13 protein-coding genes and 1 pseudogene are annotated in these 12,679 nt (G+C 67.0%); 7 read left to right on the top strand and 7 right to left on the bottom strand.

What is annotated here, in order from left to right; translation table 11 throughout:
• Nucleotides 1-474: 474 nt before the first annotated feature.
• On the bottom strand, nt 475-1,113 hold the full coding sequence (locus OG844_RS12485) for an SMI1/KNR4 family protein (RefSeq protein ID WP_406389958.1): 639 nt from the start codon (nt 1,111-1,113) through the stop codon (nt 475-477).
• 264 nt (nt 1,114-1,377) lie between these two features.
• Nucleotides 1,378-2,247 (bottom strand): alpha/beta fold hydrolase, encoded by an 870-nt coding sequence (locus OG844_RS12480; protein WP_406389957.1) that lies wholly within the window; start codon nt 2,245-2,247, stop codon nt 1,378-1,380.
• A gap of 402 nt (nt 2,248-2,649) precedes the next feature.
• On the opposite strand from OG844_RS12480, the gene OG844_RS12475 reads away from it, so the two are divergent.
• Nucleotides 2,650-3,228, top strand: coding sequence for an exonuclease domain-containing protein (locus tag OG844_RS12475; protein ID WP_406389956.1), 579 nt, complete (start codon nt 2,650-2,652; stop codon nt 3,226-3,228).
• Between the two features lie 293 nt (nt 3,229-3,521).
• Here OG844_RS12475 and OG844_RS12470 read toward each other — a convergent pair.
• Nucleotides 3,522-3,674 (bottom strand): annotated as a pseudogene (locus tag OG844_RS12470) (IS5/IS1182 family transposase); the annotation flags it as partial.
• A 204-nt stretch (nt 3,675-3,878) separates the two neighbouring features.
• Here OG844_RS12470 and OG844_RS12465 point away from each other — a divergent pair.
• The 4 genes from OG844_RS12465 (at nt 3,879) to OG844_RS12450 (ending at nt 7,219) form a co-directional block, all read left to right on the top strand.
• A complete protein-coding gene (locus OG844_RS12465) occupies nt 3,879-4,619 on the top strand; it encodes an amino acid ABC transporter ATP-binding protein (protein WP_406396097.1) in 741 nt (246 codons plus the stop codon).
• Between the two features lie 65 nt (nt 4,620-4,684).
• The gene (locus OG844_RS12460) at nt 4,685-5,536 is read left to right on the top strand and encodes a glutamate ABC transporter substrate-binding protein (RefSeq protein WP_406389955.1); all 852 of its coding nucleotides are present in this window, start codon (nt 4,685-4,687) and stop codon (nt 5,534-5,536) included.
• 76 nt (nt 5,537-5,612) lie between these two features.
• Nucleotides 5,613-6,278, top strand: coding sequence for an amino acid ABC transporter permease (locus tag OG844_RS12455; protein ID WP_406396095.1), 666 nt, complete (start codon nt 5,613-5,615; stop codon nt 6,276-6,278).
• Nucleotides 6,275-7,219 carry an amino acid ABC transporter permease gene (locus OG844_RS12450; protein WP_406389954.1) on the top strand — a complete coding sequence of 315 codons (945 nt, stop codon included), beginning with the start codon at nt 6,275-6,277 and terminating at the stop codon, nt 7,217-7,219. Before OG844_RS12455 ends, OG844_RS12450 begins: the two co-directional genes overlap by 4 nt.
• 191 nt (nt 7,220-7,410) lie before the next feature.
• Here OG844_RS12450 and OG844_RS12445 read toward each other — a convergent pair whose 3' ends face one another.
• Nucleotides 7,411-7,851 (bottom strand): hypothetical protein, encoded by a 441-nt coding sequence (locus tag OG844_RS12445; RefSeq protein WP_406389953.1) that lies wholly within the window; start codon nt 7,849-7,851, stop codon nt 7,411-7,413.
• A 426-nt stretch (nt 7,852-8,277) separates the two neighbouring features.
• Here OG844_RS12445 and OG844_RS12440 point away from each other — a divergent pair, with 426 nt between their 5' ends.
• A complete protein-coding gene (locus OG844_RS12440) occupies nt 8,278-8,862 on the top strand; it encodes a peptidase inhibitor family I36 protein (protein ID WP_406389952.1) in 585 nt (194 codons plus the stop codon).
• Between the two features lie 328 nt (nt 8,863-9,190).
• Entirely contained in the window at nt 9,191-9,397 is a 207-nt protein-coding gene (locus OG844_RS12435; RefSeq protein WP_406389951.1) for a transposase, read from the top strand.
• Nucleotides 9,398-9,698: 301 nt separating this feature from the next.
• Here OG844_RS12435 and OG844_RS12430 read toward each other — a convergent pair whose 3' ends face one another.
• The 3 genes from OG844_RS12430 to OG844_RS12420 all read right to left on the bottom strand — a co-directional run bounded on the left by OG844_RS12430 (nt 9,699) and on the right by OG844_RS12420 (nt 12,637).
• Nucleotides 9,699-10,436 (bottom strand): VOC family protein, encoded by a 738-nt coding sequence (locus OG844_RS12430; protein WP_406389950.1) that lies wholly within the window; start codon nt 10,434-10,436, stop codon nt 9,699-9,701.
• A gap of 10 nt (nt 10,437-10,446) precedes the next feature.
• Complete coding sequence (locus OG844_RS12425) at nt 10,447-11,157, bottom strand: hypothetical protein (RefSeq protein WP_406389949.1); 711 nt, start codon at nt 11,155-11,157, stop codon at nt 10,447-10,449.
• Nucleotides 11,158-11,446: 289 nt separating this feature from the next.
• Nucleotides 11,447-12,637: a S8 family peptidase gene (locus OG844_RS12420; RefSeq protein WP_406389948.1), complete on the bottom strand. Its 1,191-nt coding sequence runs from the start codon at nt 12,635-12,637 to the stop codon at nt 11,447-11,449.
• Nucleotides 12,638-12,679: the final 42 nt, after the last annotated feature.

Here is a 12,679-nt window from a genome sequence, read left to right as displayed (position 1 = left end):
TTCGGTAGAACAGGGGAGAGTCCCCTGGGAGAGCGCGGGTGCGCACCTCCTGGGAAGGGCGTCACCGTATCTCCACTGAAGGTTCGCGTTATGCGGACATCCTTGGTGGCGACGTGCGACCGCACATGAGTAGGCGTACCTAGGTACCCGAGTGACTGGAGAGTCACCGGACACAACGGCGGGCTCCTGGAGTGAGTTGACGACTGCGCAGCCGGCGGCTGCCCCCGAAGGTCATCGGACCAGATCGTGACGCATGACTGGAGTACCAGCCGCCTGCGGCAACGTCCGGCTCCGAGCTGACCCAACCGCGGGGGACCGCGACCCTGAAGGCCACGAGAGACTGGCTGCGAACCTGGGCGGGCACGGTGGCCGATCGGTACGTGGCACGGTCCGGTCACACCTGGCCTTGCCCGCGAGATTCGATTCTGGCCCAACTGCCATGCGTGGCCCCGCCGACTGATGGCGGACTGATGGTCAGGTCAGCCCGACCGGGGCTGCCCTGAGCGGGTGGCCGTTCAGCTCGCAGCAACCCTCTTCGTCCCACCACAACCCACTTTGGGCGGTGAGGTAGGGGTGCAGCCCGTGGACGTCTCCGCCTTCATGCAATGCTCGCGCGACGGCGTGGAGAAGGCTCGCCAGATCAGGCCAGGAGTCGGTGAAGTCGCCGCCACCGCCGTGCCCTGCCCAGCCGAGGCGCCCCGCGTCCGGTCCAGGACGCAGGTCGATCACCTGCGCGGCGCCACCGGCCCCCTCAGCCCAAGGGACCCAGAGGGGGTGCCACCAAGGCTCGTCCTCCCAGGCGCGCGGGGTCAGGCCGTCGTTCTCCGCCGCGGTGTCCATGCAGGTCTGCCAATGGTCCACGATTCCGCTCACCGGGAGCGGGGACTGCTCCGGCAGGACGGTCGTCCACGTGCTCATACCGTTGTGGCACTGGAGAGACTCAGCGAGATCTTCGGGCAGCGGGGTGCCAAGAACCCGTTCCGCATGTCGAATCCCGTCGGGTGTCTGGTGGATTGAGGAGTGCCGAATCGGAGGCCGCGTGCGTCGCCAGCCAAGCGTCGATGGCGCGCCAAGACTCCGACGGGGGCAAGATCTGCTGTGCCATGGCGCCATCCTGCCCCACACGTCCGACAAGGCGGATCGAGGCCCCAGCCGGCGATGAAGGGGCCGCAGCCGCCTGTGTTCGACTCGGGCGCGACCATTGACCGCCCCTCCTCCGTACCGCGGGCGGTGGCCGGATGGGTCCTCCAACCCGGAATCCCTCACCGAATTCACCATGTGCAACCCCGCGCCGGTAAGAGGAGGTGAGTGACGAGTAGCTCCGATGTGCTCGGTGAAGAGTGAGCGGTATCCGGAGCCACTCGTCCAGCTGCGGTTCTACGAGGCGCCGTCAAGCACCTCACGCAGGCGATCCCCGAACTCGTCGGGCTTCCCTGGATAGCCGTATTCCCCGTCGAGGAATCCGCCGTGATGGCTCGGGAACACGGTCACCCGCAGACTGAGCAGTTCGGCGGTCGCGACGCTGGTACGCCCGGTCTGTACGTCCTTGGACTCCTCGCCCAGGGCGACCACCACGCGGGTCGCGGCCCTGGTGATCGCGTCGACGTCCGGACGATAGCTGCTGATCGCCCATGACCGGTCGGACAGCAGCGGATCATCGCGCGAGCCGTCATCTTCGGTGGGCATCCCGAAAGCGGCGGGTTCGGCATCGGGCTGCGCGAAGTACGCGTCGGTGAACTCGCCCTCCCAGGAGGTCATCGCAATGAACGTTGCCATCCCGGCCCCCCACCCACGCTTCTCGTACACCTCCCGGACATGAGCCCGCGCCCGTACGGCCGCCGGGCCGTCCGGGGTGAGAGTGATCAGCGGCGGCTCGTGGGCGACCAGGGTGGTCACATCATCGGGGTACGTCGCCACGACAGCGAGCGCGGTGACCGCGCCGCCACTGCTGGCGAACATGTCAACCGGCCCGGCCCCGAGCGCCTCGATGACGGCATGTACGTCATCGGCCTGAACCTCCGGCGTGTGGTCGATCCGTCCGTCCGTACGGACACTGCGACCGAGTCCGCGCGGGTCATATGTGACAACCGTCCGCTCCGGGAAGCGTGCCGCGAGCGCGGCGAAACCAGCAGCGTCCATGGGCTGCCCGATCATGAGCAGCGGCGGACGCCCGCCATCGGTCGGCAACGGCCCACGAACGTCGTAGACGAGGTCCGCGCCGGCTGTCTCGAGCGTGTAAGTATCCATACCCGTACAGACTGGCCTCGCCCCGGAAACTCATCGGCACAGGCTCCCCTTCTTTTGCGTGGCGTGACCGTCGGCAACCGGCTCTCCTGAGCCTCCACCGGCTCTGCGAGCACGAGCGAGGGTCGTGGATCCTCCAGCACGCAGATCGCGAATCCGGCGAGAATCTCGCGTTCATTCGCCCCAAGTGCCTCAGTTCGGCCAACCGCACGCCACAGGGGCCACGCGTGCACGGAACTTCGCGTGGGCTCAGTCGACCGTCTTCTCGGCTGTCGCCAAGGCCTGGTGTCGGCGCCGGCGGAGGACACGGAACGTGCCCATGCCATGCAGGGGTACTCGGATGAACCGCCGGCGCGCTGGAAATCAAGGTGACTGGTAGCCGTATACCTCCCTACTGTCGTTCGGGTGGAGAGCGCTGGGGGACTGCTGAATGTCATTGATGTCGAGGCGACGTGCTGGGAGGGTGCGCCGCCACCCGGTGCGGTCAGCGAGATCATCGAGATCGGGCTGACGGTCGTTGACCTCGGCCGGAGTGAGCGTGTCGGGCGGCATCGCCTCCTGGTGCGGCCCGCACGGTCGGCCGTCAGCTCCTTCTGTACCGAACTCACCGGGCTGAGTCAGGCCGAGGTGGCTACGGGCATGAGTTTCGCCGAGGCCTGTCGACTGCTTGCATCCGATCACCAGGCAGGGGTGCGTCCGTGGGCGAGCTGGGGGGACTACGACCGTCACCAGTTCACCCGTCAGTGCCAGGTCACCAACACCGCGTACCCGTTCGGACGTCGGCACGCCAACGCCAAGGCGGTCTTCACCGAGGCCCATGGACTGCGAAAACGCCCGGGAATGGCCCAAGCTCTGACGCTTGCCGGACTGCCTCTGGAAGGGCGTCATCACTGTGGCGAGGACGACGCATGGAACATCGCCGGCCTGATCCTCGACCTGGCTGCCCGTGACGCCTGGCCCGAGGTCCCCAGCCCCGGGCCCTGAGCGTCCCCGCAGGTGCTGAGCGGACGTGAGCCGGTCGGTGCCATCGGCCGCATTACCGTAGCCGTGCCACTGAACCCACGGGAATCGCGTAAAGGGTGCCCGGCTTCCCGGCAGGTGCGAAGCTGCCGGAGGCCGCTTCGTCCCGCCCGACCGGAACGATGGGGCCGCAGCCCGCGAGGTCGTCGCGATGTGGTGCAGCCCCGTCCGTCAACGTCCCGCCGGTTGAGGTGACTTGGGAGCCCGGCCGGGGCTTCTCAGGATGATGGCCGAGGCCCATGACGGCGGGATGGCTGTCAGCGGGGATCTGCTCTGGGGCGCGGCGGACAAGCGGCTGTCCAGATGAGGATGGCGGCGAGGTGGAGTGCTGCCTGGTAGGCGATGGCGAGCCTGTCCGTTCGCATGGCCAGGCCGCGCCATTGCCTGAGTCGGTTGATGCCCCGCTCCAGCCGCGGGTGTCGGCGTGTCCATCGCGTGGTGGGTCGCCGTCGCGCGTAGGCCGCTGCTCCGGTGCCCCGTCAACTCGTCCCGGGCTACCCGGGCCGTGCCCGGCGTCCGCAGTTGGCCCTCTCCGCGTGCGACCGCGGCGAGGTGGACGGACGATGAACACGATGAGTGCCGCAGCGGTGACCAACGGGGATGCCAGTCCGGGCATGAGCGATGCCCTGGTCGTGCTGAGCCATGTCAACAAGCACTTCGGGGCCCTCCATGTGCTCCAGGACATCGACCTGACCATTCACCGCGGTGAGGTCGTGGTCGTCATCGGTCCGTCCGGCGGCGGCAAATCAACGCTGTGTCGTGCCATCAACCGGCTGGAGACCATCGACTCGGGCGAGATCGTCATCGACGGCAGGCCGCTGCCCGCCGAGGGCCGCGAGCTGGCCGGCCTGCGCGCCGATGTGGGCATGGTGTTTCAGTCCTTCAACCTCTTCGCCCACAAGACCGTGATGCAGAACGTGACGCTGGGCCAGATCAAGGTCCGCAAGAAGGACAGGGCTTCGGCCGACGAGCGGGCGCGCTCACTGCTGGAGCGGGTGGGGGTGGCCTCCCAGGCGGACAAGTACCCGGCTCAGCTGTCCGGCGGACAGCAGCAGCGCGTGGCGATCGCACGGGCACTCGCCATGGACCCGAAGGTGATGCTCTTCGACGAGCCGACCTCGGCACTCGATCCCGAGATGATCAACGAGGTGCTGGAAGTCATGCAGCAGCTCGCCCACGAAGGCATGACCATGGCCGTCGTCACCCATGAGATGGGCTTCGCCCGTTCGGCCGCCAACCGCGTGGTCTTCATGGCGGATGGCCGGATCGTGGAGGAAACGACGCCCGAAGAGTTCTTCAGCAACCCGCGCAGCGAGCGCGCCAAGGACTTCCTGTCGAAGATCCTCCACCACTGAGCGGGATCACCTGCTCACCGCTCCCGCCCGCCGCACATGTGCGGCAATCCCTAGGAATGATCACCATGAATCCTCGCAAGACCATCGCTGCGGCTGCGGCCGCACTCCTGCTGTCCCTGACCGCGGCTGCCTGTGGTTCCGACGGTGGCAACGACACCGCCGCAGGCACCGCTGCGGGCAGCCGCGCCGACACGATCACCATCGGCATCAAGTTCGACCAGCCGGGGATCGGCCTCAAGACCCCGGACGGCGACTACACGGGCTTCGACGTCGACGTCGCGACGTATGTCGCCAAGGAGCTCGGCTTCGAACCCGGCGACATCGAGTGGAAGGAAGCCAAGAGCGCCGACCGCGAGACGCTGCTCCAGCGGGGCGACGTCGACTTCATCGCCGCGTCCTATTCGATCAACGACGAGCGGGAGAAGAAGGTCGACTTCGCGGGTCCCTACCTGCTGGCACACCAGGACATCCTCGTCCGTTCGGACGACGACTCCATCAAGAAGCCCGAAGACCTGAACAACAAGAAGCTCTGTTCCGTCACCGGGTCCACCTCGGCGCAGAACGTCAAGACGGAGCTCGCGCCCAAGGCGCAGTTGCAGGAGTACGGCGGCTACTCGGAGTGCATCACCGGCCTGGAGAACGGGGTCATCGACGCGGTGACCACCGACGACTCGATCCTGGCCGGTTACGCCTCCCAGGAGGAGTTCGAAGGAAAGTTCAGGCTCGGCGGATTCAAGCTGAGCAACGAGAACTACGGAATCGGCGTCCAGAACGGCAGTGACCTCAAGGCCAAGATCAACACGGCCCTGGAAAAGATGGTCGCCGACGGCACCTGGGACAAGTACGTCGAGAAGAACTTCGGCCCGGCGGACTACAAGAACGAGCCCGCACCGAAGATCGGCGTCGTCGTCACCTGAACGGAGCTGACCAGTGCGCCGCCCCGCACGTGGGCGGCGCGCCTCACGCTTCACCCACCCGGAATTGCGGGAGATCGTGTTCGACTTTCTTGAAGGTTACGACCTACTGGGGGCCTTCTGGGTGACGGTGCAGCTCACCGTCTACTCCGCCATCGGCGCCCTGATCTGGGGAACGATCCTGGCCGCCATGCGGGTCAGTCCCATTCCCCTCATGCGCGGCTTCGGCACCGGCTATGTGAACGTCGTGCGGAACATCCCCCTGACGGTGATCATCATCTTCACCTCGCTCGGACTGTTCCAGACGATGGGCGTCAGCCTCGGAGCGGAGGACTTCGAGACCATCAACTTCCGGCTCGCCGTGCTCGGCATGATCGCCTACACCTCCGCATTCGTGTGCGAGGCGCTGCGCTCCGGCATCAACACCGTGCCCATCGGGCAGACGGAGGCCGCGCGTGCCATCGGTCTGAGCTTCCCCCAGGTGCTCAGGCTCATCGTCCTTCCGCAGGCATTCCGCTCCGTCGTGGGCCCTCTGGCGAACGTACTGATCGCGCTGACGAAGAACACCACCGTGGCCGCCGCGATCGGGGTCGCCGAGGCTGCGACCCTGATGCGGGAGATGATCGAGAACGAGGCCCAGCTCATCCTCATCTCCGCCGTCTTCGCGGGCGGATTCATCTGCCTCACCCTGCCGACCGGGCTGTTCCTGGGCTGGGTCAGCAAGAAGGTTGCCGTGAAGCGATGACCTCCGTCCTCTACGACGTACCAGGGCCGCGCGCCAAACGGCGCAATGTCCTCTACACCATCGTGTTCCTGCTGGCGCTCGGCCTCGTGATCTGGTGGGTGATCCAGAGCCTCACGGACAAGAACCAGCTGGAGTGGGCGAAATGGAGCCCCTTCTTCACGGACTCCCGTGCCTGGTCCACGTACATCTGGCCGGGGCTGAAGAACACCCTCATCGCCGCAGTGCTCGCCATGGTCATCGCGCTGCCCCTCGGGGCGTTCTTCGGTATCGCCCGGCTCTCCGAACACTGGTGGGTGCGCGGAACGGGCGGGACCGTCGTGGAGTTCTTCCGAGCCATCCCCGTACTGATCCTGATGCTCTTCGCCAACGCGGCGTTCGCGGAGTTCACCGACGTCAGCCCCGACAAACGCCCGCTGTACGCCGTGGTCACGGGGCTCGTCCTCTACAACGCCTCGGTGCTCGCCGAAGTGGTGCGCGCCGGCATCCTGTCGCTGCCCCGTGGACAGACGGATGCCGCCAAGGCGATCGGGATGCGCAAGGGCCAGACCATGACGAACGTGCTCCTCCCGCAGGGCGTCACCGCGATGCTGCCGGCGCTGGTCAGCCAGCTGGTGGTCATCGTGAAGGACACCGCGCTCGGCGGCGCGCTGCTCGGCTTCTCCGAGCTTCTCGCCTCGGTCCGCCCGATGAGCGCGAACTACGGTGCCAACACGATCGCGAGCTTCACGGTCGTTGCGGTGATATTCGTCGTGCTGAACTTCGCGCTCACCACGTTCGCCTCGTGGCTCGAGGGCAGGCTGCGACGCGGAAGGAAGTCCACCGGAGCGGTGGTCGGCGTCGACGCGGTCGCCCAGCTCTCCACCCCGGGGGAGCCCATGGAGCCGGGCGGCGGCCTTGGTGGGACCCGCGGCGAATCGGAAGACGATCGCTCCCGGTCGTGAACCGGCCGTGAGCCGTGCCGAGCGAACGGGCCGCAATCGGTTGGAGCGGTGCCGGGCGGTAGCAACCTGTGACGACAAGCGCCGTCACGTCTGCCCCGGCACAGCCACTGCGGCAGTTCTCACGATCCGGCTGTGAACATGACCGACGGCAATACTCCGGGCACTTGGCCGACCCACAGCATCGAGCCCGGCTACGAGGGGCGGAGAACGGGATCGATCCCTGCCAGGCTCTCGTGCAGCCGACGGGAACCCCGGGCAACCCGATCGTCGTTGTCGCCCGCCATCTCCTCGCAGAGCCGCAGAGCCTCGTCCAGGTCGTACGAGAAGATGCTCAAGACATCGACGACTGCGGTATGGATGTAATCGGCGTGGTTGTCGTTGGCGACTGCCAATGCGGACGCGACTATCGTCAGTCCGGCCCTGTCCTTTCGCCGAAGCAAGCCCTCCGCGGTTCGCCGGGTGACGAAGGTGTCACCGGGGTCGAGCACAAGCCCCAGCAGCGGCTCCACGGCCTCGCGCATCTCGGCGAATCCAGCCAGGCTGTGACCGGCATCCGCCCGGTCACGCCAGTCGTCGCTCCGCCCGAGTGCGACCAGCGCCACGACAGCCGCACGCCGCAGGTCCCCGTCCACTTACTCGCCCGCCCCTCCCACGATTCCGGTCGAAATATCAGCCGTGCCTCCCCGCCGACGAGCTCTTTCGCACTCGGCGCGCACGCTTTCCGTAGGCGCTTCTGAAGCGGGCCACTACAGCCGCAGGCGTTCAGGCGATTGGCATGTCCGTGGCGCGGGGCAAGGTGCGTGACGTGTGGCGCGGGAAGCACGGCAAGACCGGCTGGTGGCCCTACGTCTCGCCGATGTCACCGGAGAACGTGGCCAGCGCCAGTCTGCACGACGGCGTCGATGTCGCGGCTCTGGAGGACCTGATGGCCTTGGCGCGATCTTGGCGTGCACATGACCTAAATATGGCGTGGAATCCGCGTACGCATCAATCGCCGGAGGCTGTCTAATGGTCCGAACCTGCTCATGAAGCGAAACCCACCGACGGAGGGTAACCCCATGAAATCCAGGACCAGAACCACGAAGCGCACCTCAGCCCTGCTGTGTGGCGTGGCGCTGGCACTCGGAGCGAGCAGCGCCACCGCGGTCGCTACGGACCGGGCCACGCAGTCGGCCGAGTCGAAGTACGCGGCGGAGGCGAAGGCGGTGGGCCTTTCGGCCCGGCAGTCGGCCCAGCTGCAGGACCGGGTGGACGCCCAGTTGGCGGACATCAAGGTCCCTGTGGAACAGGTGGGGTACAACGAGATCCGGGCCGAGGACGGCAGCGCGAGCATCACGGTGTCCGTGCCCGGCGTGGCGGCCGACACCAGCTGTTCCTATGAGTATCTGTGTCTGTGGGACGGCGCCAACTGGACCGGCACCAAGCTGTCGTTTGCCGTCTGTACATTCCGCAACCTGAGTGACTACGGGTTCAGCGACCGCCTCACCTCGTACAAGAACAACCAGACCACCGGCACGGTTTCTCAGTTCTACAACTGGGAGGGCTCTTGGGCCTACAAGTTCGGCAGCACGGCGTATCACACGGAGGACAGCCTCGCGAACACCCCCTGGAACAACATGATCGACGGGGTCAACGTCTGCTGACCCCTTGCCGGTAGCCTGATCAGCTGAGCAACTACGCGTTCGGGGCGGGCAGGACGATGATCAAGCGCATGGCGATGCAGGGCGGTTGCACGTTCCGGGGGCGCGTAGATCGTCCGCGCTCAGCAGGAACTGACGGGGAAACAGAACAGGCACATGTGAACCGCCCCGGGTGAAGTGGAGACTCGATTCCGTGGGGGATCGGGGCATGGCGCGACCCTCCCGTTACTGACTTCGGCTCGTCAAGGTGAGACTGGATCGTCGAGGGTCAGGCCGGTGCTGGGCTTGATCCGCTTTGGCGGACATTCGGGATGGGTTCAGCCCCGCGAGGATGTCCATCATGGAGAGCATGGGAAGAAGGAAGCCTCGCCGCCCTCGTCGTTCGTTCATGCCGGAGTTCAAGGCCGAGATCGTCGGACTGTGCAGGCGAGGCGACCGCTCGGTCGGGCAGGTTGTCGAAGACTTCGAACTGACCGAGACCGCGATGCGGGACTGGGTGAAGCAGGATCAGGTCGACGCGGGGAGCGCAACGGGTTGACCGGCAGCGGGAGTGAGGAGCTGGCCGCGTTGCGGCCGGAAAGCCGTGGTCTGCGTGAGGATGTCGACGTCCTCACGCAGACCACGGCTTTCTTCGCGAAGGAGACCCGGTGCCGGTGCACCCGTTCATCGAGGCTGAGAAGCAGGCAGTTCGCAGCGTCAAGCGGCCCGTTCGTGGCCTACATGACGTCCACTGACGCGCACTGGATCCACCGGGACACCGTTGCCCCTTCCGGCGGCATGCGCCGAAGCCACGCAGTCTTCGCCGCGGACCCCAAAACGACCGGAGCCGTTGCTCGAGGTCAGCGAGGGGTGAGGAGGCAGAACTCGTTGCCTTCCGGATCGGCCAGAATCGTCCAGGAGATGTCGGATTGGTCGATACCTGGGTCGGTGGCGCCCAGTGCGCGCAGTCGGACTTCCTCTGCTGCCAGGTCGTCACCGGGGTAGGGGCTGACGTCGAGGTGGACGCGGTTCCACACGCTCTTGGTGTCGGGGGTGCGCAGGAACTCCAAGTAGGGGCCGACGCCCTTGGCGGAACGCATGGCCGCGCGGTCGTCGGTGACCTCGTGCAGCGTCCAGTCCATCGCCTCGCCCCAGAACCGGGCCATCTCTCGTGGGTTGGTGCAGTCGACCACCACCGCAGCGATCGGCCCGGTGTCCCGGTACGTCGGACGGGGCTCCAGGACGCAGAACTCGTTGCCCTCCGGGTCGGCCATGACCGTCCAGGGGACGTCACCCTGGCCCACGTCGGCGTGGGTCGCGCCGAGATCCTTCAGACGCGCGACCAACTCCGCCTGATGGGCGGTGGAGGTGGTGGCCAGATCAAGGTGCACCCGGTTCTTCACCGTTTTGGATTCCGGGCGGGCGACGATGTCGATGCAGACGGCCACAGGGTCGGGGTAGACGAAGCCCACGGGTTCGAGGTTGGTCACGCCGGGCCCCTCGCTGTCGACACCCCACCCGAGTGCCTCCGCCCAGAACCGGCCGAGCACGGAGTCGTCATGTGCCTTCATATTGATCTGCACGAGTCTTGTTGCCATGTCTCAGATCCTAGAAGCTGCCGCCGGCCCGGACCGCCGTGGTCAGGCATGGGCTCGGCCCAGAAGGGTTGGGTCCCGGACGAGGGCCGATTGCCTCGACGCGCTCGACAACTGCAGTGGGCCGAGCCCCCGGAGTCAACGTCCCGGATGCCGACCTCTGCAGCTCTACGTCCGCTCGGAGGTCCTCGGCTCGGGGGGCATCCGCACACAGACCTGATCCATTCAGTCCTCCGCGACGCCACGTACACCACGGGAGGGATGGCGAGACGCGCCGAACGCAGCACCGCGCAGCATGTGACCGCCCGGGCGCGGGGATCGGCACAGCAGCCCTGTTCAGGGCCCCATGATCCGAACGGCGGACCTGGCCCAGGTCGACCGAGAACGTCCTGTTCCGGGGGTGCAGCCGGTAGGAGGCGAAGGTGTCGGGGGCGCATGTGGCAGTACCCAGCCCGTTCTGCGCAACGTCCAGGTTGAGCCACGTCCGGTCGCTTTCGACGAGGTCGGTGATGTGCCTCGCCGAGGTCAGGGCCTCGCTCGGCCAGTGGCGTACGGTGAAGCCGATGCCGTCGGGCGAGGCGATGCCGATCGACCGGCCGTCGGTCCGGACCAGACGCGCCCGGCGTACGTCACTGCGCAGCCCGTTCTCCTGCGGTACGACGTACGGGGTCTGAAGGCCGGAGACCGCCTCCCTGCGCCGGACCGAACCACTCCAGAACTGCATGCAGTGGTGCGAAGTCGTACTGCGCGCAGGCCCAGGACAGTACGCGGTCGCACGGATCGCGGGGGTCTGCGGCACCGCCCCAGTCGTCGTCGCGAAGCTCCCGCAACTCACCGCGGCGGCACCGAGTGGCGCCGCCCAGAGAAGGGCGGCAAGGCCGGCGACGTCGACCCTGACGTGATCCGCGGACCTGCCGAGGACAGAGATCTGCCAGGTGCCGCACGGGTGGTGCCCGAGGAGTGGCCGTACCTGCCGGGTGGGAGCTCCTCGGGCACCATGTGACCCAGCCCTTCTAGAACATCGAGTGCAGCAGCTTGTTCGGCGAACCCGTGAGGGGGTTCTGGACCTTGCCGCTCGTCGCGTTGTTCACCAGAGCGTCCCGGACCTGGGCCGGGGTCGCGGTCGGGTGGGCAGAGAGGTAGAGCGCTGCCACGCCGGCCGTGTGCGGGGTAGCCATGGACGTGCCCGAGATGGTGTTCGTGGCGGAGTCGCCGTCCTTCCACGCCGAGGTGATGTCCACCCCCGGCGCGAACAGGTCCAGACACGTGCCGTAGTTGGAGAACGAGGCGCGGCTGTCCGTCCTGTCCGTCGCGCCGACCGTGATCGCCTCGGGGACGCGGGCGGGCGAGTAGTTGCACGCGTTCGCGGGCAGCCCCAGGATCGGGAGGCCGTTGCCCGCGGCGATCGAGTAGCTGACGCCGGAGGTGATCGACTTCTTCACCGCGTCGTCGAGCGAGGCGCTGGCACTTCCGCCGAGGCTCATGTTGGCGACGGCCGGCTTCCTGGCGTTGGCCGTCACCCAGTCGATGCCTGCGATGACGCCGGCGGTGGTGCCGGAGCCTTCGCAGTCCAGAACGCGTACGGCGATCAACTCGGCGTCCTTGGCGACGCCGTACGTCCTGCCGCCGACAGTGCCCGCCACATGGGTGCCGTGGCCCTGGCAGTCCTGGCCGTTCCGGCCGTCGCCCACGGTGTCCTTGCCGATGCTCGCGCGGCCGCCGAACTCGTTGTGGGAGGTGCGGATCCCGGTGTCGATGATGTACGCGTTCACGTTCGAAGCGGACGTGACGTGCGAGTACGTCGTCGACAGCGGCAGGTTCCGCTGGTCCACCCGGTCGAGACCCCAGGTCGCGTCGGACTGGGTGTCGTTGAGCCGCACGATCGAGTTCTGCTCGACGTACGCCACGCGCGGGTCGGCCGCGAGCGCCTTCGCTCTCGCCTCCGACAAGGAAGCCGAGAAGCCCTCAAGAACGTTGCTGAAGGTGTGCTTGGGCGTGACACCGAGATCGGCGGCGTCGGTGGTGCCATCCTTCAGGACCACAATCCAGCTGTTCTGTACGGCGGTTACGGAGGGGGCGAGGCGAAGATCGCCGGTGATCGCACCTTGCGCAGTGGGGGAGACGGCGAACTGGAGACCGGTCGCAACTGCGAGCGCGGGTATCAGCGCTCCGACGCGACGGGCAGTGACTCTCATCCTGTGCACCTGACCTTTCGTTGACCGGGTTACGGGCAAGTACGGTCGTGC

It is taken from the genome of Streptomyces sp. NBC_00887, from assembly GCF_045207585.1.
This window is presented reverse-complemented; position numbering and strand designations above follow the sequence as displayed.